Raw genomic sequence first — 23,662 nt, forward strand, 5'->3', positions numbered from 1 at the left:
ACTAGGATTAAAATTAGGCACGTTTTAGCCAAAGGTCCTAAGATGCAAGAAGCCCCGGATTGTTTTGATTTTTCTCGGCTGTCCTTGGAGGAAATAGCACAATTACTCCAACGTTTTAGCCTGCGCCTAACCCCTGATGAAGCCCTCACCATTCAAAACTCCCTTTTAAAAAGACCCCCAACCTATGCTGAATGTGTCTTATGGTCCATTCAGGGTTCAGAACACTGCTCCTATAAAAGCAGCCGCAAACATCTCAACCAATTTAATACCAAAGCACCCCATGTCATCCTGGGTCCCAAAGAGGATGCTGGAATTGTGGCTGTAGCCACTGATAAACAAAACAGACGCTATGGGATTGTAGTCAGTCATGAATCGCATAATCATCCCTCCCAATTAGTTCCCTACGAAGGGGCCGCAACCGGAGTGGGCGGAAATGTGCGTGATGTATGTTGTATGGGTGCTGAGGTCATTGGTGTTGCCGACAGTTTACGTTTTGGGGACATTAACCGCCCGAAAACAAAAAAAATCCATCAGGGAGTCATTCAAGGAATTGCAGGCTATGCAAATCCACTGGGGATTCCTAATCTGGGTGGCGATACCTATTATGATGAAGCCTATAATGAAAATTGTCTCGTCACAGTAGTTACCTTAGGCGTAGTCAGGGAAGATCAGATTATCCACTCCTATGCCCCTGCCAATGCAGATGGCTATCAATTTATTTTAGTTGGCAAACCCACTGACAACAGCGGCTTCGGTGGTGCGGCCTTTGCTTCAGCAACCCTGAGCGAAGAGCAGCAGGAACAAAATAAAGGGGCGGTCCAGGAACCCAATGCATTTTTACAAAGGCATATTCTGAAAGCCAATTACGCGATGTTTGAATTCCTGCGGGAAAACAACCTGATTGAGCGGGTCGGCTTTAAAGATTTGGGTGCAGGCGGCATCGCGTGTGCAAGCGTTGAATTGGCAGAGGCCAGCGGCTATGGGGCAGAAATTAATCTCGATCTTGTTCCCACCAGCATGGATAACCTGTTACCTGCCGTGGTCTTATGTTCTGAAACCCAGGAACGCTTCATGTGGGTTGTTCCCAAAGAACTGGTCGCTACCTTTCTAAAGCATTATAACGAACGCTTCGCCCTTCCGGAAATCTGTGATGGAGCGCAAGCAACGGTAGTGGGTACTATAAGAACGGATGGCTTGTATGTCGTTAAAGCGCAAGACAAAGAAATAGTCTGTGCGCGTTCAGAAGATATTACCAAAGGGATCTTGTACGATCGTCCCTACACTACAAAACAGCATACCCATAGTGAACCACAGCACATTACGGTAACCGATTTCAATGGACAATTACTGAAATTACTCGCGCATGAAAATATTGCCTCTCGTACCCCTATTTATGAAAACTACGACAAGCAGGTTCAGGGACGCTCTGTCGTGGAGCCAGGATGGGCTGATGCGGGTGTAATTGCTCCATTTAATGAAGATAAATATCCAGAAGAAATTCAAGCAACCGGGGTTGCTTTATCAGTCGATCACAATCCCCGCTACAATAAAATCGATGCCTACTGGGGGGCCGTGAATGCGGTAATTGAATCAGTGCGTAATATCGTTGCGGTGGGTGCATGGCCTTTGGCTTTGACCGACTGCTTATGTTTTGGCAATCCTGAAAATCCTGAACAAATGGGAGAGTTTGTTGACTCTGTGCGCGGTATTGTCGATGCCTGTAACGCGGTGAAAATGTTTACCGACCGCAGCGTGAGTTTACCCATTATTTCAGGAAACGTATCACTGTATAACGAATCAAGCCAAGGTGCGATTCCACCAAGCCCTATTATCAGTTGCCTTGGGGCCATGGACGATTTATCAAAAACCGTCACCTATGATCTCAAGCAACCCAATTCGGTGCTCGTTATGGTTGGAGCCCGCAAAGATGAATGCGGCGGCAGTGTATTTTACCAACTACATAATCAACTCGGCAGCCAACTGCCTAAACCGGATCTCGCCTCTTTTGCTAATGAAATCAGTACCGTGCATGCAGCCATACAAGCAGGCCTGGTGTTAGCTGCCCACGACATTTCAGAAGGCGGCATTGCCGTAGCGTTAGCAGAGATGTGTTTTAAAAATGAAATTGGGGTCAATGTTTTTATAGGCGGTGATCTGCCCAATGAGAAAAAACTGTTTTCCGAAAGCGGCGGATTTATCCTTGAGGTTTCTCCGCAAAATGTAAGCAAGCTGGAACAGATAGCTAAAAAATATTCTGTATCGTTGCACTCTATAGGGGAAACAACAACAACCCCCAGCTTGATAATCAATTCAGTGATCAATTTGTCAGTCAGTGCAGCCAAAACTGCCTGGAACAATGGTTTAGTTGAGAGGCTCATATAATGTCGATTATTGATTATAAAGCTGCAGGTGTAGATATCGAAGCAGGTAATGAAGCAGTTCGTAGTATTAAAAAATCGGTAGAAAGCACCTTTTCCCCGCAAGTACTTACCGGAATTGGCAGCTTTGGCGCCATGTATGATCTCAAAGATTTGCTGCAGGATTATGAGCATCCCGTCCTCGTACAAAGCATTGATGGCGTAGGAACAAAAATGATGGTCGCCAAAATGATGCAAAAATTCGACACCATCGGCATTGATTTGGTTAGCGCCACAACCAATGACATCATTGTGTTAGGTGCAAAACCGCTTACCTTGCTGGATTACATTGCCAACGATAAATTAAAACCGGAAACCATTGAACAGATCATCAAAGGCATGGTCAAAGCCTGTAAAGAAAACCACATCTCTCTAGTCGGTGGTGAAACCGCAGAAATGCCGGGCACCTACTTACCTGGTGAACTCGATTTAGTCGGAGTCATCACCGGAGTGGTTGAAAAAAATAAAGCAATTCAAGGTAAAGAAATATGCGAAGGAGATCTTGTAGTTACCTTCCCTTCCAGCGGGTTGCATACCAATGGCTATTCATTGGCAAGAAAACTGCTCTTTGATGTTGCCGGATATAAGGTTGAATCCCATTTTCAGGATTTTTCCCAGAGCATTGGTGAAGAGCTGCTAACTCCTCATCTTAATTACACCCGGCCGGTGCTGAGTATTTTAGGAAAGAATATCCCCATCAAAGGAATGGCCCATATCACGGGCGGCGGTTTACTTGAAAACATTCCCCGCATCTTACCGGTGAATTGTGCGGTAGAAATCCACAAGAAAAAAATTCCTGAATTACCGATATTTAATTTATTACGCAAATTAGGCCACTTGGATGACGAGCATATGTATCGCACGTTTAATATGGGAGCGGGTTTGGTTCTTTTTATAGCGCCCGAAACCTTATCTGCAGTGCGTACAGTACTCCATGATTTTCCGTCTTTCCCTCTTTACGAAATTGGACAGGTCGTAAAAGGCCAGCAAAAGGTGACCCTGTTATGATACGTATTGGTTTAATTCAATTTCCAGGATCCAATTGTGAACGGGAAACAGCGCTTGCCGTAAAACGCGTGGGAATGGAGCCAGTTGCTTTTTTATGGAATGAGTCTTTAGAAAAATTACGCTCCCTGGATGGTTACATCCTTATTGGAGGGTTTTCTTATGAAGACCGCTCCCGTGCAGGAATCATTGCCGCACTGGATCCGGTAATTCAGGAAATCAAGGCTCAAAGTGAGCAAGGCAAACCTGTATTAGGAATTTGCAACGGCGCCCAGATTCTTGTTGAATCAGGCTTGGTTCCAGGTTTTGAGCATGATGAGATTAGTTTGGCGCTGACTGAGAACAAGCGTATCACCAATGGCAAAATTATCGGCAGCGGATTTTATAATACCTGGGTACACATGCGGTTATCCGAGAACCATCAACATAATGCCTTCACCCGCCATCTTAAATCTACTGATTTAGTCCATCTGCCTATCGCACACGCCCAAGGACGTTTTTTAATGGATGATTCCCTGTTAGCGAAAATAGAAAAACAGGGTTTAAATTTATTTCAATATTGCGATGACCAAGGCAATATCATTGATAATTTCCCGATTAATCCCAATGGTTCTGCAGGTAATATTGCTGCAATTACCAATCAGGCCGGAAATGTCATGGCGATGATGCCGCATCCAGAACGCACGGTTAATGGCGACCCTATTTTTGCTTCCATGCGGGATTACATTAAAGAACATCTCTATAATCGTGATGATTTGCGTAAACGTAACGCAAGTCCGGATAAATTGCAGCAAAAACCGCAGAATTTTAGTAAAACTGCAGGCAGTCACCTCTGCCTGGTCAAACTGATTATTACGGACAACCAGGCATTAACGGTGCAAAAAACCTTAAGACGCCTGGGTTTTCCAGTGAGGGTACATCGTTTCGAGCATTGGGAAATTATTTGTGATACTGCAGAGGATGTTGCCCACTTGAAACAAACAGGGCTTTTGTATTCAGATCGTAAAGAACGCGAAGTATCCCTAAGCGAGATTAATTCCAAAAATGCTTTAGCCTATCTCGTTCGTGCCAAAGAAGATTTAAAGGGACAACAAACACTGCAAACCCTGCATACTCATTATGAAGTGCCCGCAATAAATAAAATCAATCATGGTGTTTTATGGCAGTTTACTAGCGACGAAACGCAAGTTTCCCAGCTAATAGACCAAATTTTATTAACTCACATTATCGGGAACCCTTATGCTCATGAATGCTACCGCTATGACAACTCGTTATGAGAATGAAATTCGAGGGGCTTTAGCTTTTTGCCTGAATCAAACCAATTTGCCTGTGGGTAAAAAATATCAAGGCAAAGTAAGAGATTCATATGATTTAGGTGATTCCCTCCTCCTCATTACCACCGACAGGCTCACCGCTTTTGACAGACATCTCGCTCTGATTCCTTATAAAGGTGCTGTCCTTAATTTAACCAGTGCCTGGTGGTTTGAACAAACCAAGAATCTTATACCTAACCACATCATCGCAGTACCGGATCCCAATGTAGTAATTGCCAAAAAATGCACTGTTTTTCCAATTGAATTTGTCGTAAGAGGTTATATTAGCGGAACCACAAGCACTTCTTTATGGACTCAATATCAAAATGGAGTCCGTGAATATTGCGGAATCACTTTCCCTGAAGGATTAAGAAAGAATCAAAAACTGCAACAACCGGTTCTGACGCCAACGACCAAAGAAAAAGTTCATGACCGCCCTATTGCGCCCGCAGAAATTGTTTCTGAAGGATGGATGAGCGAAGAAGACTGGCTGGAAGCCAGTGCTTTGGCTTTGAAACTCTATCATCGGGGTGCAGAAATGGCTAAAGATCATGGCTTGATTCTGGTAGATACCAAATATGAGTTTGGCCGTGATGCAGATGGAAAAATCATTGTCGTGGACGAAATTCATACGCCTGACTCCAGCCGTTATTGGCTTGCCGACAGTTATGAGGCGCGAATTGCAGCAGGGTTAGAACCAGAGAATATCGATAAGGAGTTTTTGCGCCTTTGGTTTGCAAAAAATTCAGATCCTTATCATGATGAGCAGCTTCCTCAAGCACCACAGGAATTAATTGAAGAGCTCTCCTCGCGCTACATTCAGTTGTATGAACGCATCACCGGTAAACAATTCAGCTTTGCAGAACATAAAGAGCCTGCCGAACAACGGATCATGCGCAATATTGCAAACTTCTTGGGGTAATCAAACCAATGTGTGGGATAGTAGGTATTTACAGTCATGAGCCGGTAGCCTCCGAGTTGTATGAGAGCCTCATTCACTTACAGCATCGGGGACAGGATGCTGCTGGCATACTGACCTGCGATCAACGGTTCTATACCAAACATGGACTAGGACTGGTGCGTGAAATTTTCACCCCCGACAACGTCTCACCGCTTAAAGGAACTATAGGCATCGGTCATGTGCGTTATCCTACTGCAGGGGGCTATTCGGAAACTGATGTCCAGCCTTTATGGATTGGCAGCCCCCGTGGAATTGCGCTTGCGCATAATGGAAATTTGTCCAATTATCAGGAACTGGCCGATGAAATTCGTTTAAAGCAGCATCGGCATCTTAATTCTTCCCTTGATTCGGAAGCATTATTGCTGATGCTTGCAGACAACCTGGCCAGCAATGCCTCCAGCCATGAGGAAAACAGCGACTGCTTTTTCGAGCTGCTGACCAAAGCGGTCTCACATATTTTTGCGCGTATTGAAGGCGCTTACTCCATTGTCTCTGTGGTTATTGGCAAGGGGCTTGTCGCCTTTCGTGATCCTCATGGCATTCGTCCATTAGTTTGGGGGACGCGTGAAAACCCTGATGGGACGATCGATACGATTTTTGCATCCGAAACCACCCCTTTTTATGCCCTGGGCTTCGAACCCCAAGGGGATATTTTACCAGGCGAAGTAGCCTTTGTTGATTTAAACGGTAGACTGCATCGCCGTGTTTTAAAAAGGGAGCAATTCCGACCTTGTGTTTTTGAATACGTGTATTTCGCCCGTCCTGACGCCACCCTGAATAATGTTAGCGTTTATCGTGCCCGTTTGCGTATGGGACAAAATCTGGCGGTTCAATGGAAAAACAAGCATCCTGATCTCATCCCGGATATTGTGATTCCGGCGCCCTTCACTGCCAACACTGCCGCTTTGTCTTTTGCCAGCGAGTTGGGTGTCCGCTATTCCGAAGGCCTCTATAAGAATCCGTTTATCGGCCGTACCTTTATTATGCCGAATCAAAAGGCAAGAAGCCGCAATATTCGTTACAAACTAACCCCCCAACAAACTGAGATTAAAAATAAAGTCGTTATGATTATTGATGACAGTATTGTTCGGGGTACAACTTCCCGCGAGATTGTTAAAATGGTAAGGGAGTCTGGTGCAAAAGCAATTTATTTTGCCTCCACTTCTCCGGCGCTAAAAAATCCTTGTTTCAGTGGAATTGATATTCCTTCGCGCAAAGAGCTGATTGCTGCAAATCAAACTGAAGATGAAATTGCCTCCTATCTTGGGGTTGATGCGTTATTATACCAGTCCCCTGAGGATTTGGTTGAAGCCGTTACCCGCCGCGGGGAACACCAGATCAAAAAAACCTGTATGGCCTGCATGGATGGTGATTATTTTTGCAACAAATTAACTGCAGAAAAAATGCAGCAACTTGAGACCGAACGTGAGTCAAGCAGGCTTCCTACCCCCCTGAAAGAGGACATGATTGAATGAATATTCTTGTTATTGGTTCCGGAGCACGGGAACATGCACTCATCAAGGCGCTGTACCGCTCTCCGCAATCCACCTCATTATTTTGTTATGGTACAGCAATTAATCCAGGTATCCGACAACTTACAAAACACTATTGTGCCGGGGATATCACTGATTGTGCTGCAGTAGTATCTACTGCCAAACTCTGGAACATTGAATTGGCCATTATCGGCCCCGAAGCTCCACTTGAAAAAGGAATGGCCGATGCCTTATGGCAAGCAGGGATTCCCACCATCGGTCCGCAAAAAAAATTGGCCCAAATAGAAACCTCTAAAGAGTTTGCCCGTGATTTAATGAAAAAACATCACATTGCAGGTTTGCCCCGTTACCAGAAATTCGCAACCTTAAACCAGGTTGAGGAATTTCTCACAGAACTTGGGGAAGGCAATTACGTCATTAAAGCAAATGGCTTAATGGGTGGAAAAGGGGTTAAAGTTGCCGGTGAACATCTCCACTCCATGACCGCGGCACTAAATTTTTGCAAGGAAATCCTTGATAAACAACAAACGATCCTCATTGAAGAAAAACTGATTGGACAAGAGTTCTCCCTCATGTGTTTCGCTGATGGGAAAAAGCTCATTTCCATGCCTTTAGTGCAAGATCATAAACGCGCATATAATGGAGATCGGGGCCCTAATACCGGCGGGATGGGCAGTTATTCGGATACAAACCATAGTTTGCCATTTTTAACAGCCGCCGACGTGCAGGAAGCCCTGGAAATTAATAACGCAGTTTTTCACGCCTTAGCTGCTGAATATGATGCACCTTATATTGGCATTTTATATGGCAGTTTCATTGCCACCAAAAAAGGAATTTATGTAATTGAATTTAATGCACGCTTTGGTGATCCCGAGGCATTAAACGTCTTATCCATTTTGGAATCTGATTTTGTGGCCCTGTGCCAGGCAATGGTGAAGGGCGAGCTGCACACATCCCAGGTTAAATTTTCACCAAAGGCTACAGTGTGCAAGTATACAGTTCCTGAAGGCTATCCAGATAACCCCAGGAAAAACTTTGCCGTAGATTTCTCCCAAGTAGGCTGCCAGGACCATTTATACCTCTCTTCAGTAAACCAAATCGACCAGCAAATTATGGCGGAAGGTTCGCGTACTGCAGCTTACGTCGGAATTGCTGATTCAATTGATGCAGCAGAAAAGCGTGCTGAAGTAGAAATTTCATCAATTGCAGGACCTTTATTTCATCGTGAAGATATAGGTACCCAACAATTAATTCAACAACGTATTGACCACATGCAAAGGATACGCGCCTCATGATTCGTATTGCCGTACTCGGTTCAACCAGAGGGACTAATCTTAACGCCATTGTTGCGGCAATAAAGGAACAGCGTTTAGCTGCATCAATAGAGTTGGTTTTAAGTAATAAAGCAGACGCCCTGATTTTGGAAAAAGCCGCGCATTTTGGGATTAAATCAATGTTTGTTAATCCCCAGGGCTTAAGTCGAACCGATTTTGATAATCATCTATCGAAGATACTCAAACAACATCACATCGAACTGATTGTCTTAATCGGTTATATGCGCATTTTATCCGCTGAATTTGTTTTGCATTGGCAACATAAAATAATCAATATTCATCCTTCTTTATTACCAGCTTATGCAGGATTAATGAATTTGGATGTACATCAAGCCGTTTTGGATGCAGCAGAAATTGAAACAGGTTGTACCGTACATTTTGTTACCGAACAGGTTGATGCAGGCCCGATTATTTTGCAAAAGAAATGTCCTGTTTTAGCAGGAGATACTCCAGAACTCTTGAAAACGAGAGTCCAGAATCTGGAAGGGGAGGCGTTGGTTGAAGCAATAGGACGGATTATAGCTACTGATAAATTCCGGTCTTTGCTGCACCAGAGTCACATTACACACATTTAAGATGAGATAAATTAGCGAGGGAATATGTCAAATATACTTGTATCGATATTGATGGGTTCAAAATCGGATTGGTCTATTATGGAAGAAGCCAGCCTTACTCTTGATAAGTTCAATGTTCCGCATGAAGTACGCGCCTTGTCGGCCCACCGTACCCCAGATGCTTTATTTGATTATCTCCAGTCAGCAGAACCACGAGGGGTTGAACTCTTTATTGCCGCCGCAGGAGGTGCCGCCCATTTACCGGGAGTGGTAGCTGCAAAAACGGTACTTCCTGTTTTAGGTGTACCCATGCCTTCATCCACCTTCACCAATGGCTTGGATGCACTTTTATCCATAGTGCAAATGCCTGCCGGAATACCCGTAGGAACGCTTGCAGTGGGAAAAGCCGGCGCCATTAATGCGGCTATTCTCGCAGTTACGGTTTTGGGCAATAAATACCCCGAATATCGCGATGCAATAAAAAAATATCGCGCAGCGCAAGCTGAGAAGGTATTGGAAAACTCAAAAATTAAGGGGTAGAAATTAACAGCACAGCAGTTGTTAACAGATGCCTGGAAGTTAATTTAGCCGCTTTGCAGATGGAATTGTTCCAGGATGGTAAAGCGGCTATTTACTATACTATCATATTTTTGTGGGATTATGCTTAATCTCTCCTTCAGTGAGTTCTTCAATAGAAAGGGTACCGCTTAACCTCTCTGTAATTGCTTTTCGATGTTGGGGATCCACATCCATTTCTATCATCCATTTTGCATAGAATGCTTCTTCCTGCTCTTTAAATTTTTTTAACTTTTCCATGTCGGGTTCCTGAATTACACTATAATCATGCTGATTTCTTCTCACATCATAAATCACTTCGTAGAAACTCTCTAACAAAACCTCATACTCCTGATTTAAACCCTCAGACAAGCGGAGCCGGTCAACATAGAAGGGATTGCATTCGACATTAAATGTTAATCCATCGCGAGTAAGACGCATTGGAATGGCAGACGCATGCACACCACTGACTGTCAATTCTCTCTCATGGGTGTAATTCTGGTTTTCTCCTGAAGCATCCGTAAAATCCAGTTCATCCGAATAATCCTGATGAACTTGCTGACTTTCCGGAATGTTCCTTTTATCCACTAAATATACAGCGTGAGTTTGTGGTAGATAATTCGCAAAAGAAATTCCGATACCTAATTTTTTAGACGTAGATATGCCGCTAACATTACCTGCCCGATGCGCTTTGGCAATTTCTCGTGTTTTCTCTAAATCGATTTCTTTAGTCCCTCCCACGTAGGCAATTAAAGGTTTACTTCCTGCCAAGCCATGAACTTGTTGATTTATATAATCTCGCTCTTCTTTGCGGTTCATACCTCTGTATAGAAAACCCTGGGGATAAGCATTCATTAAAAAACCAAATATACTAAAACTTTTGTTTGAAACTAAAGAGTGTCCCCGCAATGTACTTGTGTTAAAAAAGTGGGTATTAATAACAATTTTTTCTTGCTTCGCATGGCAATAAAATTCTGGGTTTTGTTCCAGGCCTGTCCATAAACTTCTAATATTGGCTCCCCCCCCTGGGTTTGGGACCAGGAATTGCTCTTTTCAAAAACATAATTTGCTCTCCCAATAGGAACTTTATTATAGTGTATGTTAATTTTTTGAGCAGCGCAAAATATGGACGATTTGGCTCTTGAAATATCATTCATTCCCTAGAAATGATTGGCGAATAAGAAAATTAGTTAGGAACAGTCCTCATAGCAGAAAAAAGCGTACAACTTTATTTTCATCTAGGGAAAACAAGCGACAACGCGGAGGAATTCACCAGGGTAAATAGCTGACGGTGACTGTGTTACCTGATTTAAATCAGCGCAAATTAAAAGAAGATACTGTTTTTTCTATCCTGAGCTCACTACGGTAATCCTCAGCAATGCTAATCCCGATATAATGACGCGGGTCCAAAAGCCTGGGATTTGCGTGAAAGACTTGATCCAGACGCATGGAGCTGTTAAGACCAATCATTGCCTCCACACTCCCATATCCCCATTCATTGCCTGCATAGGCAAAGGCATCAGACGGATTCACCATACACATGAAATAATTTTCCCGCTCCTCTTCAGTAACATTTAATACATCACGGGAGCTTCTTGAAATCTCAATAGGACTTTCTTTCGAATGGAAAATGCCGTCAAACTGGTTTCGTTGCATTTCATCAAAAACAGGAAATTCAATTTTTGCTATCCAGGGATAAGAGTTTTGCGCTATTAATTGTTTGTAAGCACGGAGATAATAAGGGAAAAGGAGATGCTGTATGCTATAGGCCCCATCTATTTTCGCAAAAAATCCCATACCTACAGCGGTTGCTTTGAGAAAAGCAGGTTTCTGGGCTTCCTTGGCTGTTTCATTTATCGCTGAAAGAAGCAATGAAATATCTTCCAGCTGATGACGAAAATAAGCCTGAGTTAAAAAAATAACGGCATTCGAGTGGCCAAATGTAGGATAATAAAAACCTGATGAGGTACGGCCCAGAAGGGATAGTCCTAAACGAATGCGGCTCATGCAAGCATTTAAATCAAAACCCCCTAGCTCTTTTTTAGCATCAACAAAGGTGGTAGGAATATTTTTATACAAGTGGCTAAATGCATTGGCATTAATTTCAGGATTTTTAGCATCCAGCATAAACAATTTGCTATGGAGGTAGCTGTTTTCAAACGTTGCCCCTGCCAAAGAAAAAATGGCCGCTTTGAAAGGCTGTTTGTATAAAATCAGTGGATTGTTATGAGGATAACCGCCACATCCAAGAATAATACTATGAGAGGCAATTATTTTCTTCGCGCCTGTTAACCTTTTGGCAGGTGATAGAAACTCGGGATGGCCCTCGGGAATTTGTGAAAAAACCTGGGCTCCATTTGCAACCTGCTCTCCATTTTGCTTATAGACTTCCCGATCCCCTTCGACATTAATTGCCGGCACTTTTACTAAAGATTCTGAGACTTCGGACACATCGTCAAAATATTTTTCATTAAAAAAAACTTTGACTGAGGATTGAGTTTCTTCCAGCATTTCAGGTGCAAATTTGTCTTTTAAACCGCTATTGACTAATTGGCGGCTAAACCACTCTCGCGGAGAGAGAAGATGTTTTTTCGGAGCAGCAAAAAAAATATTTTTAAGACGCATAAGCACACCTTGTGAGGATTTTTTAAATTTTCACTTAATTAAAAGCACTCATTTTGCAAACTGGTAAAACTCCCTTCAAAAATCTAATCCCTGCACGTTATAAATTCTCGTTGCAGGTATCGCTTGGCGTCAAATCAAACCAGGTATTTAACAATCCAATCAATTCCTTTACCCCTTCCTTTTTCAAAGAAGAAAAGGATTGTACCGTAATCAAATGGGACGCTAGATCATAATATTTGCGAACTTTTGCCACCGTATTCTTGACATCGCTTCGGCTCAATTTATCTGCTTTGGTCAGCAAGATATGCACGGGAAGTTCGCGCTCCAAAGCCCAATCCACCATCATCAAATCCAAATCTTTTAACGGATGGCGAATATCCATAAGCAGGATCAATCCTTTTAAGCTTTGTCTTACTTCCAGATAGTGGGCCAAATTTTTTTGCCAATCCATTTTTACTTGCAAGGCAACTTTAGCATAGCCATAACCTGGTAAATCCACTAACCGCCGCTCTTGAGCAATTTCAAATAAATTGATCAATTGGGTACGCCCTGGGGTTTTACTGGTTCTTGCCAAATTTTTAATGCCCGTTAAACAATTTAACGCACTTGACTTGCCTGCATTCGAGCGGCCGGCAAAAGCGACTTCGTACCCTGAATCATCAGGCAATTGGGATACACGGGCAGCACTCTTTAGGAATACAGCTTTAGAATAGGGGTTTTCTCGCATAAAATTTAATATTTTGGGATTTCAACCAAGGCAGTGTACCATTAGTTCAAGAATTTATTATGGGAAATCGATGAAAAAATTTGTACTCACTTTCATTCTCTGGGCACCACTTACTCTCTGCGCCCAGGAAAACACTGCATCGGTAGCAAATAAAGCAGTAGTTTGTACAGGTTGTCATGGTCCGCAAGGCAATAGTACAAATCCTGAATGGCCTAATATAGCAGGGCAACACCCGAAATATTTTATCAAACAGCTTAAAGACATAAAAGACAGCTCTGAACGGAATGTCCCCACCATGACCGCCCTTGTAGCCATGCTAAACGAGCAGGATATGGATGACTTGGCAGCATATTATGCTAAAATGCCTCTTGCTCAGGGCAGCACCCCCGAAAAATTCCTAAAACGAGGTGAACAAATTTATCGCGGCGGGGATTTTAGCAAAAGGATTACGGCATGCATCGCCTGCCATGGTCCTAAAGGAACAGGTAATGCCCAAGCAGGATTCCCTGTACTTTCGGGTCAGCATGCTGCTTATACCGTATTGCAATTAAATGCATTTAAAGACGGAAAGCGAAAAAATGATTTAAACCATATCATGCAAGATATTAGCAGTAGAATGAATCAGGATGATATGGAAGCAGTTGCACATTACATTGAAGGTTTACACTAGGAAATAAAATTATGTTAAAAAAATTAATCGCTCTATTATTTCTTTTACCCGCGATGGCTCTGGCTGCCTCATTTGTTGAAGGTAAGGATTTTCAAATTGTTTCAAATCCTCAAGCAGCAAATAATAAAAGCAAAACCCCCATCATCGAAGAGTTTTTCAGTTATGGCTGCCCATGGTGTTACAAAATAGAAGCCCCTCTGGATGAATGGGTTAGTAAAATGGGGAATAACATTCAGTTCGAACGCGTCCCGGTGGTATTCAAGCCCTCCTGGGAGCTCTATGCGAAAGCTTATTATACTGCGAAAACACTGGCTCTTTCTGATAAAATGAATCCCCTGCTTTTTAAAGCCATACAGGAAGAAAGAAAACCGCTGGATTCAAAACAAGCAATGATAAATTTCTTCATTACCCAAGGCGTCGATAAAGAAATTGCAACAAGTGCTTTTGAAAATTCACCTTCTATTGATATGCGGGTCCAAAATGGAATGAGTCTTATGGGCACTTACCAAATCAATGCCGTTCCCGCTTTTGTAGTTAACAATAAATATAAAACGGATTTACAAATGGCAGGAAGTCCGCAGCGTTTATTGGAGATATTGAATTACCTCACCCGCAAAGGATAAATTTTTTCTCAAAGGGCTGCACTTCCGCCCTTCTCAATGAAATTTCCTCAACCTTGACTACCGTCCGATGGGCGGTAGTCAGCGCCTTTCCTCATCATGATTTAAGCAAGTTTTAGGCTTGGCGGCAAATCCCTGAATTGTTAATTCATTTTCAAAGTAATGCCTGGCACTCTTCAGTAATGGGTAATTTTAATATTTTGTTAAGATAAATAGACTAATATATGCCTAATTGTGCAAAAAATATTAGATTTCTATGAAAGCGAAAACTCAAATTCTACCCTTTAAAAGCAAAAAAAATCCCTTATTCACAGCAGCCAAGGAGGGGGCTCGAGACCGTGTTGAGGAATTACTGACTGCCGGTGCAGACATAGATACGGGGCGCCCTCACAGATCAAATCCAAAATTGAATGAGTCCCCCTTGTATGCTGCAGCAAAAAATGGCCATGTTGAGGTAGTCAAAATATTATTGAACCATCGCCCTCGCCCTAAGCTTGTTTTCCGGGATTCTTCATCACACCAAGCCTTGACTCCCTTGCTGATAGCGGCGAAAGAAGGTAATGACAAGGTGATGCAAGAGCTTCTGAAAGATGAAAGAATGCTTCGCTATATTAATACTGGAGGCCCTGAAGGATCGCCTTTATTTCATGCGTTTAACAATAAACATTTTGCAATAGCCCGATTACTAATGGCTCATGGAGCCAGCATCGAGAGGGCACGCGCTGGCGATACAACTATTTTGGATCTTGCTGTTGAATTCGCAATAAGTGAACAAAAAAATGACTGGCTTGATTTATTATTGCAAAGCAATAACCCAGTAGATAGAGCTAAGAGAAGGGAACATATCTGTCTTGCTCTTAAGGCTGCAGTTCGAAAGGGAAACTCCTCTCTTGTTGAACATTTAGGCACAAATTATGGGGCTGAGGTAAAATCGATTCTTCCATCCGATCCGACCCCTTTGTTTATTGCGATAAGAAATCAAGACCATGCTATGGCAAAACTTCTCTTGAATAAAGGTGCTGATGGCCACCTACGTTCGCATCTGGGTTTTCAAGCATTGAGCTCGGCAATATTGAATAACGATTCAAAAATGTTTGAGTTACTGCTGAATCAGGCAAAAGATCATCTTCGCAAGGACGACATGTGCAAGCTTTTAGAAGAGGTGGTTGTTTACACCGATACTTTAGACTTCATACAACCCTTACTTGAAGAGGCACAACCCTCTCATCTCTCAAAAGCCATCCACCAGGCAATTGCGTTAAATAAACCTGAAATAACTGATGCATTACTAAAGAACTATATTTCTAAAATAAATTTTAAAGAATTTAACTTTAAATTTGATGCACTCCCTGTTTTAGTAGAAAAGGGTCATATACCGGGAAAGAAGACTGATTTCATCAGGTGTAATTTAACCCAAAAAAACTACCCTTTGCCGGGGAGGGATGCGTTATATAAAATTCTCACCGAAAATGCCTTGGATATTTACATCAAAGAAACTGCAGAACGAGTCCAAAGAAATAGTGGAAAAAATAAAGACGAGCAGGCATTGTACTTGCGGTCTTACAATATTTTTGGTCTTTTTTCTTTAAAGTTCGGCAGTCCCGCTGATAAAAAACTTGCAGCAGCATCGGCGTTAAAGCGATTTATTGAAGATGGTAATACTGACCTGACTCCGTTTGCAAAAGAACTGACCAATGGCAGGCTTAAAATTATTTATGACAACTTGCGCGAATTTCATAACCTGGACAATAAACCTGGTATCCAAGCCTCCAGGAGTTAATCCGCAACAGAAGCTTTCCTGAAAACAAAGAAAACCAGGTTGCCAGCCAACCTGGTAAGACTTGAGTTTATCGCCCAACTTACTCATACTTGTAATGGGAACCTATATTATAGTAATACTGTTATTTTTCTGAATTAGCATTTCTTTGGCAATTGGTAAACCCTTCATACCTGCAAATCTATGGGTTAAAGCATCCAATGTATGCTTTAGCACTTTTGACAGCGGGCTGGAGATAAAATGGTTTAAAAAAGGGTTATCTTGTCTATAAAGTTCATCCGCCCGCTCAATGAGCTCCCCTATTTTTCTAAAAAACTCAGCCAACTCTTCAACGCTTTGGCAATCAAATAACTTTTCAAAAAGCAGGCGATACTCTTCCCTGAGTACATCTTCCCTGTGTGCAGACAGTGCTTGTTCACTGAAAAAGTGTGCATGTTTCTTGAAGCGGGTCAATTTCAAGTAATTGTTAAAGTGTTCCTCTAACGTCGGTTTAATCTTGGTGAGTTGGTTTAAAATATAAATTTTTGTAAGGATTCGGATAAAAGGCAGGTCCGTATTTTCTTTTTTGAGGGAGGAAACTTCCAAATAATCGATTCCCATTTCATTTGCGATTGCCTTTGCTTGTCCGACAGAAATCGCTCGCCGTTGCTCCAAATCAGCTTTACATCCTATGAGTATCATCGCTACATTTTTTTTAACAGCTCTTAGTTGGGCAACATACTCTCTTGCATGGTGCAAAGAGTCTTCTCGGGTTAGATCAAAACAAATCAGAGCGCCGTCTACCGTTCGCAAATAGGATGCTACGATTTTTTGTAATTTTGGAGCCCCCGAGGCATCCCAAATGCGTAACTGGATGCATTTATTAAAGGCATTAATCTTTTGTATTTTTTGATCCACGCCCATAGTGTCCATATATCCATCAAAGAGATAGAAACCACTATCACAAAAGGTATGCATCAAACATGATTTTCCAACAGCATTGTCACCGAGAAGGATTATTTTGAAGTGCTCATCATATTCATTTTTATGTTCCATGCTATTTTCCCTGCTCTATCCATAGGCCAGCTGAACAAATAATAACGAACAATCAGTTTTTATTTAAGTGGTGTATTGGAACTATTTACCACAATAAAATCGACTAGGCGAGTAGGAAAATTCTGCTTATAACCCCTTACCCGGATTTTCCAAACTTAGAATTCCTGTATTAAAATCGTAAGCAAATATCTCGGCATAACGGCCCCAGTCAATCATCGTGCGTAATACCCGATCTGCCTCTTTTTCACTTAAATAATCTTCAAGTTTACTTAAAAACCGCTCTTCAGAAACTCTATGCCCCACTTTTTCATCTAAAATTCGTCGGATGTGACGGGCAAGCGGTACTTTTTCCAGTAATCTTTGCGCAAATAATTTCTTACGTTCCTGGAGATCAGCCTCGGCAAATTGCTTTCCCAAATCACTTAATTGAATGTCCCCCGCGGAAACTTTAGCAAAACCCAATATTTCCAACGTTTCAAGTATTGGGAACAGGTCATCAATATTCATCATTAATTCGTCAGCAAGCTCAGGCAAATCAATACGTTCTTCAAACGAAGTCATGGTTTCAATCAATCCGGTGAGTTCAGAAGGCTCTACATCCGGCAACCGATACCCTAAACCAATTTGCCGCTCCCTTTGTGCCCGTTTTGCTTTTTCTTTGGGACCTGTAGTCATTAACGTATAAATTTTATCAACCAAAGCCCTGAATTCGGGGGACTCCGGATCCCGTGGTTGCGGTAAGGTTACCGGTAATTCTGCACGAATATATCCGGGATCATTACCAAAAATTACAATTCTATCGGCTAATGTGGCTGCTTCTTCGATATTGTGGGTTACTAATAAAATTCCATTGGTATTCGTTTTCTTTTCCTTCCATAACTCCAATAAATCCGATTTGAGGTTTTCGGCGGTAAGTACATCAAGTGCAGAGAAAGGCTCATCCATTAATAAAACATCAGGGTTAATAACCAGGGCGCGGGCAAAACCAACCCGTTGACGCATCCCGCCAGAAAGTTCTTTGGGGAAGGCGGACTCAAAACCATCAAGACCGATAATATCAATTGCTTCAATGGCACGATGCCGGCGTTCTTCGCGGCCCACCCCTTGGGCCTCAAGCCCCAGTTCCACGTTTTCCAGTACGGTCAGCCACGGCATTAACGCAAAAGACTGAAAAACCATGGCAATACCATCAACAGGGCGAGTAACCGGTTTACCCCGGTAGGTCACTGTTCCACTGGTGGGTGCTATAAGACCGGCAATAATCCGCAATAAGGTCGACTTCCCCGAACCGGATTTGCCTAATAAGGCGACAATTTCACCTTCTTGCAGCTTAAAATTGACATCTTCAAGCACAAGCAAATTCTGTTCCGCCGCTTTTTTAAACGACTTGCGCAAGCCTTCTATAGCAATAATGGTTTCAGACATAGACAATTTTTAATTAATGTTAAAACGTTCTTCCGCCAGCCGATAGAGCGGACGCCAAATTAAATGATTAAAAGTAAGCACATACAAGCACATCATTGCAGTACCTAAAGCAATCTTCGGAAAATCTCCTGTTGCGGTACTGGCTTGAATGTATTCACCCAAGCCGGTGGCTCTAAGGGTAGTATTTCCCCAACTCACAAACTCTGCCACAATGCTGGCGTTCCATGCACCACCTGCTGCGGTAATGGCTCCCGTAATATAAAAAGGGAAAATCCCCGGCAAAGCCAATCTTTTCCACCAAAGCCATCCTTTCAGACCGAAATTATCTGCCGCAAGATAAAGCTCACGTGGAATAGAAGATGCCCCAGCGATTACATTAAATAAAATATACCATTGGGTTCCAAGAATCATGAGCGGGGTTACCCAAATTTCTACGTTTAAATGGTACGCTACAATAGCAATCACAAATAAAGGATAGAATAAATTCGCCGGGAACGCTGCAACAAATTGAATAACAGGTTGTATTTTTTGGGCAATCCTTGGTCTTAAACCTATCCACACCCCCACCGGAATCCAAAGTAGGGAACTCAGGAAAATCAGACAAAGGACCCGTGTACCTGTAGCTGCCCCAAGCAAAAAAACATGTAAAATATCACTGACTTTTAGTTCAGCAAGGATAAAGCGTAAAAGAAACCAGCCCCCGGAACACACGCTGATAAAAACCAGGATGCTCCAAAAGCGATCCAGACGTTTCTGCTTTTTTAAATCGACTTCTTTAATTGCTTTAGCCTCATTGAGCCTAAGCCATTGTGCATTGACAAAATGATCCGTGAAAATATTGATCACTTCAGCAAATTGTTTCATTAACCGGCTACCACGAATCCAATCCACAAGCCAGGATTGATACTCCGCTTCATCATGGGAAGGCTCGGTTTTAAATTTTTCAGACCAGGCAATTAAAGGTCGGAAAAATATCTGATCATATAAAAAAATAACAATAACCATGGTAAGGATGGCATAACCCACAGCATGTACATCCCGCTGTTGAATAGCTAAGGCGATATAAGAGCCAACCCCGGGTAATCTGATGTCTTGATGCGCTACCGAAATTGCTTCAGATAAAACCACAAAGAACCAGCTTGCAGACATGGAAACCATCATATTCCATAACAAACTCGACATCGAGAAAGGGACTTCCAGTTTCCAGAAACGCTGCCAGGCCGACAAGCGAAACATGGAAGCAACTTCTTGCAGGTCATGAGGCAAGGTTTTTAATGATTGATAAAAACCAAAGGTCATATTCCACACCTGGGCACAAAAAATAGCGAATATGGAGGCACACTCGGGCCCCAGCAGACTGTTGGGAAACAGGCGGATAAACCCAGTCACTGTAATGGATAAAAAACTAAGAACCGGAATAGATTGCAAAATATCAATAGCAGGGATAATAATTTGCTCGGCACGCCGGTTTTTGGCTGCCCAAAGTCCCACAGTAAAGGTAAAAATGATTGAAAAAAACAAGGCAATAAACATACGCAGCACGGTACGTAATGCATAAAAGGGGAGATTTTCAGGATCCAGCGAAATAGGTATCTGTTGCCCTAATTGATAAGGAGTAGCCATTTGCGAACCGGCCCATCCTAAAAAAAATAGAATGGAGAAAATAAGGATAAGGAGCAACAAATCCCAACGATTTATATATCGGCCAAATCTATCAGGATTAGCAAAGTAGAATCGACTTTCCCGCACCATGCCCCCTTAATAATCTTGTCGACAGCAGAATACATTCTGCAACTTGCCATGCAGTATATTAAATTGAAAAAAAGTTCTGAAACTCACAATAATTAAGCCTTATACTGCCCCAGGGCAGGGACTTAATTTTAAAGATGCGGGTGCATTAGCCCGTAAAGGATAATAAAATACCACAAAGCAGGCATAATCGATAGATTAAAGCAGCATTAGAGATGCTTTTTCCATATAATAAACCTATCCAATTTGATAAAAAATAAAAAAGGGAACCATTCAACCTAAAACAGTTGGGGGTCAATACTTAAAAGAAATTTAAAAAAACATTATTATTCAATTAATTAATCTATCTACTTTATTATTTTTCTCTTTAAATAATAATTTCTGTCTAAATATTGAACTTTTTGATAATTTACGTGTCTAACATAGTGAGCATTTCCCCCGAATGCTTAGCTCCGCTTTACCCCCTCTTAAGCGGGGCAATGTTTAGATCAATTATCTAAACATTCAATTTTGCCCCGGCCACGCCGGGGATTTTTTTATAGACATTTCCTGGGTTACACTAGTGAGTGGAGCAGATCCCCTCATCCATGCAGTCTAAGTGTGAATGCCGCCTGCTGAGTGGAGAATTAAATTAAAAACGCTGTAGGAGATCACTCCTCTATTGGATTACACTGGAACCTACTTTATTGCAAACAGGACTTGTTTATGAATAGAAAATTTGCCTTTTTCCTCTTATCAATCTTTTTCCAGCTAAGCTATGCACAATCTGAAGACGCCCAATTGTCTGTGTGGGTCAACGAAGCCATTGTGGCTACCTATACTTACAGCTATCAAAATTACCTTGAAGATCAAAAGAAAATAGCCAAATATTTTACGGCCGATGGATGGATTACCTACAGTAATGCTTTAAATGCTTCCAAATTACCCGAGGCAGTGCAAAAAAACCTCTACAGAGTGAGTGCGGTAGCAACCGAACCTCCCGTAATCACGAAGGTTGACGCCACCCATTGGAAAGCAAAGATGGGGTTGTTGGTGGTATATCAGAACCCGCAGTATCAGCAACGGCAAAATTTAAAAGTGACCATTAATTTTATGGTTGCCCCTTCAGGCCAAGGTGTACGCGGTTATACTATGACCAACCTGCAGTCTGTGGTGACCAAACCCTCTTGCAAATGTATTGTTGAAGAAGAGAATGAGGCACCGCCAGCTGCTACACCTTCCCCAACCGCCACGCCCGCGAGTACGTCTACCCCCAATAACGCCAAGCAATAAGGCCAAGGTGTATACCAATTAATATGCCAATCAAAATCAAAATAATATTTAATTTGGTTGGCAGCGTTACATCCAGCGCCGATTGTTCTGGGTGGAGGGGATTATAATAAACATCAATTTCCTCATTTTCTTGAAACGCAATTGCCGCTTTATAAGCAATGCCACGGGAATATTTACTATTAGGGTTATTATGGGCGGTATCTAAAAATAAATATTCCCCAGTCATCTCTTCTTCGTTAACTTGATAAGTATATTCGATTTTGGGCCACACACTATGACCTACTTTTGTCAATTCACAGGAAGTAATATGCCCTTTTACTTTTAACCATGACTGCGCATGCACCAAAGTTCTCCTGTCACGCCAAAAATGCCAGAAGAGCATCAACAGAAAGAGCAGCCATCCTAAATCCAGCAACCAACGCCCACCATTTAGCTGAGTCATTCAAGTAGTCCTAAGAAATATGCAGTATGCAATATACAGTATATATCGCAATAGGTATAATCACCCACATCAAGGTAATTGAAAAAGGACGTACAATGATTGCTAAAACCTCTCTTCATGCCACACATTTAGCCTGTGGCGCCAAAATGGTCGACTTTCATGGCTGGGAAATGCCACTACATTATGGTTCTCAGATTAATGAACATCACTTTGTCCGCAAAGATGCAGGCATGTTTGATGTGTCGCATATGACCATTGTAGACATTCTCGGTGCTGGCGGCCGCCAATTTTTACGCAAGCTTTTAACCAATGATGTGGATCAGCTGGAACATAATGGAAAAGCGCTTTACAGTTGCATGTGCAATGAACATGGGGGAATTATTGACGATCTTATTGTTTATCAACGTGCCTCCGACAATTACAGAGTGGTCTTAAATTCAGCAACCCGACAAAATGATTTGGCCTGGATTCGTAAAAAAAGCGAAGGCTTCTCCGTGGGGCTTCAGGAACGTAGAGAATTAGCCATGATCGCCGTTCAAGGACCTAAAGCCATAGAAAAAACAATGAAAATCCTAAATCCTGCGCAAATTGACGCCGTCTCTACCCTGACAAGCTTTGAATGCGTGGATGTGGAACAAAGCTTTTTTGCCCGCACGGGATATACAGGTGAAGATGGTTTTGAAATCATAGTTCCTCAAGAGTCGGTAGTGCAATTATGGAATGATTTAATGCAGGTAGGCGTTCATCCCTGTGGATTGGGTGCTCGAGATACCCTCCGTCTGGAAGCGGGTATGCTCCTTTACGGCCAGGATATGGATACTACTACCAGTCCTTTGGAATCAGGCCTTGGCTGGACCATTAAGTGGGAACCCGCTGAACGTGATTTTATTGGAATGGGGGCTTTGTTTTCCCAAAAACAAATAGGTATCCAACGCAAGATGGTAGGACTTACCCTGTTGGAAAAAGGAATTATGCGTCATGGGCAACGCGTTGTAATTCCAGGTTGTCCTGATGGAATTATTACCAGTGGAAGTTACTCACCCACCTTGGAAAAATCCATCGCTTTGGCAAGAGTTCCCATGCAAACAGGTGAGGAAGTCATGGTGGATATTCGCGGTAAATTAATCCCGGCAAAAGTAGGTAAACCCCGCTTTGTCAAAGGAGGAAAAGCAGTTTAAAACTTCCATAATCAGGTTAACGATTAAAAGGTGCAAGTCGGGGGGCAAGGAAAAGCAACTAAACGTCAAAGACATCGATTCTTGCTCCCCTTTGCTTCACCCAGATTCTATAATTAAATAAGGATAATATAATGAATGAATTAAAATTCACAAATACCCATGAATGGCTGCGAGAAGAACAAAACGAAGTAACTGTAGGCATTACCGATCATGCACAGAATTTATTAGGTGACATGGTCTTTGTCGAATTGCCGGAAATAGGTGATGAAGTGAGTGCCGGTGAAGAATTAGGTGTTGTAGAGTCAGTAAAAGCTGCTTCTGATTTTTATGCTCCAGTGAGCGGGGTGGTAACTGCCGTCAATGAATTGGTTGCGGAAAATCCGGCTCTTGTGAATTCCGATCCCTATGCTGCGGGTTGGCTTGTTAAACTAAAACCCAGTCATCCTGAAGAAATGAATAATTTATTATCTGCTGATCAATATCAAAACGAGATTGCTGAGGAGCATTAAT

General features: G+C 42.4%; 21 protein-coding genes. 14 read left to right on the forward strand and 7 right to left on the reverse strand.

Going from position 1 to position 23,662, the window contains the following annotated elements; genetic code table 11:
• Nucleotides 1-42: 42 nt before the first annotated feature.
• From purL to purE, 8 genes are read left to right on the forward strand one after another with little or no spacing between them, the layout of a single operon-like run.
• Nucleotides 43-2,382: a phosphoribosylformylglycinamidine synthase subunit PurL gene (gene purL / locus KYQ_RS16150; RefSeq protein ID WP_010655168.1), complete on the forward strand. Its 2,340-nt coding sequence runs from the start codon at nucleotides 43-45 to the stop codon at nucleotides 2,380-2,382.
• Nucleotides 2,382-3,425 (forward strand): phosphoribosylformylglycinamidine cyclo-ligase, encoded by a 1,044-nt coding sequence (gene purM, locus KYQ_RS16155; protein WP_010655169.1) that lies wholly within the window; start codon nucleotides 2,382-2,384, stop codon nucleotides 3,423-3,425. Before purL ends, purM begins: the two co-directional genes overlap by 1 nt.
• Entirely contained in the window at nucleotides 3,422-4,699 is a 1,278-nt protein-coding gene (gene purQ / locus KYQ_RS16160; RefSeq protein ID WP_010655170.1) for a phosphoribosylformylglycinamidine synthase I, read from the forward strand. Before purM ends, purQ begins: the two co-directional genes overlap by 4 nt.
• On the forward strand, nucleotides 4,662-5,657 hold the full coding sequence (locus tag KYQ_RS16165) for a phosphoribosylaminoimidazolesuccinocarboxamide synthase (protein WP_035748948.1): 996 nt from the start codon (nucleotides 4,662-4,664) through the stop codon (nucleotides 5,655-5,657). Before purQ ends, KYQ_RS16165 begins: the two co-directional genes overlap by 38 nt.
• Nucleotides 5,658-5,665: 8 nt before the next feature.
• Nucleotides 5,666-7,171 carry an amidophosphoribosyltransferase gene (purF, locus tag KYQ_RS16170; protein ID WP_010655172.1) on the forward strand — a complete coding sequence of 502 codons (1,506 nt, stop codon included), beginning with the start codon at nucleotides 5,666-5,668 and terminating at the stop codon, nucleotides 7,169-7,171.
• Nucleotides 7,168-8,484, forward strand: a complete 1,317-nt coding sequence (gene purD / locus KYQ_RS16175; RefSeq protein WP_010655173.1) for a phosphoribosylamine--glycine ligase — start codon at nucleotides 7,168-7,170, stop codon at nucleotides 8,482-8,484. Before purF ends, purD begins: the two co-directional genes overlap by 4 nt.
• Nucleotides 8,481-9,098: a phosphoribosylglycinamide formyltransferase gene (purN, locus tag KYQ_RS16180; RefSeq protein WP_010655174.1), complete on the forward strand. Its 618-nt coding sequence runs from the start codon at nucleotides 8,481-8,483 to the stop codon at nucleotides 9,096-9,098. Before purD ends, purN begins: the two co-directional genes overlap by 4 nt.
• 24 nt (nucleotides 9,099-9,122) lie before the next feature.
• Complete coding sequence (gene purE / locus KYQ_RS16185) at nucleotides 9,123-9,617, forward strand: 5-(carboxyamino)imidazole ribonucleotide mutase (RefSeq protein WP_029489076.1); 495 nt, start codon at nucleotides 9,123-9,125, stop codon at nucleotides 9,615-9,617.
• A 102-nt stretch (nucleotides 9,618-9,719) separates the two neighbouring features.
• Here the strand turns inward: purE and KYQ_RS16190 are convergent, their stop codons facing one another.
• From KYQ_RS16190 to yihA, 3 genes are all read right to left on the reverse strand, one after another.
• Nucleotides 9,720-10,487: a hypothetical protein gene (locus tag KYQ_RS16190; protein WP_010655176.1), complete on the reverse strand. Its 768-nt coding sequence runs from the start codon at nucleotides 10,485-10,487 to the stop codon at nucleotides 9,720-9,722.
• 459 nt (nucleotides 10,488-10,946) lie between these two features.
• Nucleotides 10,947-12,257: a hypothetical protein gene (locus KYQ_RS16200; protein ID WP_010655178.1), complete on the reverse strand. Its 1,311-nt coding sequence runs from the start codon at nucleotides 12,255-12,257 to the stop codon at nucleotides 10,947-10,949.
• Between the two features lie 97 nt (nucleotides 12,258-12,354).
• Nucleotides 12,355-12,984, reverse strand: a complete 630-nt coding sequence (gene yihA / locus KYQ_RS16205) for a ribosome biogenesis GTP-binding protein YihA/YsxC (protein WP_010655179.1) — start codon at nucleotides 12,982-12,984, stop codon at nucleotides 12,355-12,357.
• A gap of 70 nt (nucleotides 12,985-13,054) precedes the next feature.
• Between yihA and KYQ_RS16210 the strand changes: the two genes are divergently transcribed.
• From KYQ_RS16210 to KYQ_RS16220, 3 genes are all read left to right on the forward strand, one after another.
• On the forward strand, nucleotides 13,055-13,654 hold the full coding sequence (locus KYQ_RS16210) for a c-type cytochrome (protein ID WP_010655180.1): 600 nt from the start codon (nucleotides 13,055-13,057) through the stop codon (nucleotides 13,652-13,654).
• 11 nt (nucleotides 13,655-13,665) lie between these two features.
• Nucleotides 13,666-14,277: a thiol:disulfide interchange protein DsbA/DsbL gene (locus KYQ_RS16215; protein ID WP_010655181.1), complete on the forward strand. Its 612-nt coding sequence runs from the start codon at nucleotides 13,666-13,668 to the stop codon at nucleotides 14,275-14,277.
• Between the two features lie 253 nt (nucleotides 14,278-14,530).
• The gene (locus tag KYQ_RS16220; protein WP_010655182.1) at nucleotides 14,531-16,054 is read left to right on the forward strand and encodes an ankyrin repeat domain-containing protein; all 1,524 of its coding nucleotides are present in this window, start codon (nucleotides 14,531-14,533) and stop codon (nucleotides 16,052-16,054) included.
• A 102-nt stretch (nucleotides 16,055-16,156) separates the two neighbouring features.
• Here KYQ_RS16220 and KYQ_RS16225 read toward each other — a convergent pair whose 3' ends face one another.
• The 3 genes from KYQ_RS16225 to KYQ_RS16235 all read right to left on the reverse strand — a co-directional run bounded on the left by KYQ_RS16225 (nucleotide 16,157) and on the right by KYQ_RS16235 (nucleotide 20,260).
• The gene (locus KYQ_RS16225; RefSeq protein ID WP_010655183.1) at nucleotides 16,157-17,086 is read right to left on the reverse strand and encodes a Rab family GTPase; all 930 of its coding nucleotides are present in this window, start codon (nucleotides 17,084-17,086) and stop codon (nucleotides 16,157-16,159) included.
• Nucleotides 17,087-17,212: 126 nt separating this feature from the next.
• Nucleotides 17,213-18,511, reverse strand: a complete 1,299-nt coding sequence (locus tag KYQ_RS16230; RefSeq protein ID WP_010655184.1) for an ABC transporter ATP-binding protein — start codon at nucleotides 18,509-18,511, stop codon at nucleotides 17,213-17,215.
• Between the two features lie 9 nt (nucleotides 18,512-18,520).
• The gene (locus KYQ_RS16235; protein ID WP_115264617.1) at nucleotides 18,521-20,260 is read right to left on the reverse strand and encodes an ABC transporter permease; all 1,740 of its coding nucleotides are present in this window, start codon (nucleotides 20,258-20,260) and stop codon (nucleotides 18,521-18,523) included.
• A gap of 705 nt (nucleotides 20,261-20,965) precedes the next feature.
• Between KYQ_RS16235 and KYQ_RS16240 the strand changes: the two genes are divergently transcribed.
• Nucleotides 20,966-21,532 carry a DotI/IcmL family type IV secretion protein gene (locus KYQ_RS16240; protein ID WP_010655186.1) on the forward strand — a complete coding sequence of 189 codons (567 nt, stop codon included), beginning with the start codon at nucleotides 20,966-20,968 and terminating at the stop codon, nucleotides 21,530-21,532.
• On the opposite strand, the gene KYQ_RS16245 is transcribed toward KYQ_RS16240, so the two are convergent.
• Nucleotides 21,507-21,974, reverse strand: a complete 468-nt coding sequence (locus KYQ_RS16245) for a DUF3592 domain-containing protein (RefSeq protein ID WP_010655187.1) — start codon at nucleotides 21,972-21,974, stop codon at nucleotides 21,507-21,509. The two genes, KYQ_RS16240 and KYQ_RS16245, sit on opposite strands and share 26 nt — an antisense overlap.
• Nucleotides 21,975-22,069: 95 nt before the next feature.
• Between KYQ_RS16245 and gcvT the strand changes: the two genes are divergently transcribed.
• Together gcvT and gcvH are read left to right on the forward strand one after the other, a co-directional pair.
• Nucleotides 22,070-23,152 (forward strand): glycine cleavage system aminomethyltransferase GcvT, encoded by a 1,083-nt coding sequence (gene gcvT / locus KYQ_RS16250; RefSeq protein ID WP_010655188.1) that lies wholly within the window; start codon nucleotides 22,070-22,072, stop codon nucleotides 23,150-23,152.
• A gap of 131 nt (nucleotides 23,153-23,283) precedes the next feature.
• Nucleotides 23,284-23,661, forward strand: coding sequence for a glycine cleavage system protein GcvH (gene gcvH, locus KYQ_RS16255; protein ID WP_010655189.1), 378 nt, complete (start codon nucleotides 23,284-23,286; stop codon nucleotides 23,659-23,661).
• Nucleotide 23,662 lies beyond the last annotated feature (1 nt).

It is taken from the genome of Fluoribacter dumoffii NY 23, from assembly GCF_000236165.1.
In the GTDB taxonomy this organism is placed as follows: Bacteria; Pseudomonadota; Gammaproteobacteria; order Legionellales; family Legionellaceae; genus Legionella; species Legionella dumoffii.

What these genes read in the sequence shown, in the direction of transcription:
- purN (WP_010655174.1), top strand. Translation starts at nt 8,481, where the DNA reads ATGATTCGTATTGCCGTACTCGGTTCAACCAGAGGGACTAATCTTAAC.
- purE (WP_029489076.1), top strand. Translation starts at nt 9,123, where the DNA reads ATGTCAAATATACTTGTATCGATATTGATGGGTTCAAAATCGGATTGG.
- KYQ_RS16210 (WP_010655180.1), top strand. Translation starts at nt 13,055, where the DNA reads ATGAAAAAATTTGTACTCACTTTCATTCTCTGGGCACCACTTACTCTC.
- purL (WP_010655168.1), top strand. Translation starts at nt 43, where the DNA reads ATGCAAGAAGCCCCGGATTGTTTTGATTTTTCTCGGCTGTCCTTGGAG.
- KYQ_RS16220 (WP_010655182.1), top strand. Translation starts at nt 14,531, where the DNA reads ATGAAAGCGAAAACTCAAATTCTACCCTTTAAAAGCAAAAAAAATCCC.
- KYQ_RS16215 (WP_010655181.1), top strand. Translation starts at nt 13,666, where the DNA reads ATGTTAAAAAAATTAATCGCTCTATTATTTCTTTTACCCGCGATGGCT.
- KYQ_RS16240 (WP_010655186.1), top strand. Translation starts at nt 20,966, where the DNA reads ATGAATAGAAAATTTGCCTTTTTCCTCTTATCAATCTTTTTCCAGCTA.
- yihA (WP_010655179.1), bottom strand. Translation starts at nt 12,984, where the DNA reads ATGCGAGAAAACCCCTATTCTAAAGCTGTATTCCTAAAGAGTGCTGCC.
- KYQ_RS16225 (WP_010655183.1), bottom strand. Translation starts at nt 17,086, where the DNA reads ATGGAACATAAAAATGAATATGATGAGCACTTCAAAATAATCCTTCTC.
- KYQ_RS16230 (WP_010655184.1), bottom strand. Translation starts at nt 18,511, where the DNA reads ATGTCTGAAACCATTATTGCTATAGAAGGCTTGCGCAAGTCGTTTAAA.
- KYQ_RS16200 (WP_010655178.1), bottom strand. Translation starts at nt 12,257, where the DNA reads ATGCGTCTTAAAAATATTTTTTTTGCTGCTCCGAAAAAACATCTTCTC.
- purF (WP_010655172.1), top strand. Translation starts at nt 5,666, where the DNA reads ATGTGTGGGATAGTAGGTATTTACAGTCATGAGCCGGTAGCCTCCGAG.
- purD (WP_010655173.1), top strand. Translation starts at nt 7,168, where the DNA reads ATGAATATTCTTGTTATTGGTTCCGGAGCACGGGAACATGCACTCATC.
- KYQ_RS16190 (WP_010655176.1), bottom strand. Translation starts at nt 10,487, where the DNA reads ATGAATGCTTATCCCCAGGGTTTTCTATACAGAGGTATGAACCGCAAA.
- gcvT (WP_010655188.1), top strand. Translation starts at nt 22,070, where the DNA reads ATGATTGCTAAAACCTCTCTTCATGCCACACATTTAGCCTGTGGCGCC.
- purQ (WP_010655170.1), top strand. Translation starts at nt 3,422, where the DNA reads ATGATACGTATTGGTTTAATTCAATTTCCAGGATCCAATTGTGAACGG.
- purM (WP_010655169.1), top strand. Translation starts at nt 2,382, where the DNA reads ATGTCGATTATTGATTATAAAGCTGCAGGTGTAGATATCGAAGCAGGT.
- gcvH (WP_010655189.1), top strand. Translation starts at nt 23,284, where the DNA reads ATGAATGAATTAAAATTCACAAATACCCATGAATGGCTGCGAGAAGAA.
- KYQ_RS16245 (WP_010655187.1), bottom strand. Translation starts at nt 21,974, where the DNA reads ATGACTCAGCTAAATGGTGGGCGTTGGTTGCTGGATTTAGGATGGCTG.
- KYQ_RS16165 (WP_035748948.1), top strand. Translation starts at nt 4,662, where the DNA reads ATGCTCATGAATGCTACCGCTATGACAACTCGTTATGAGAATGAAATT.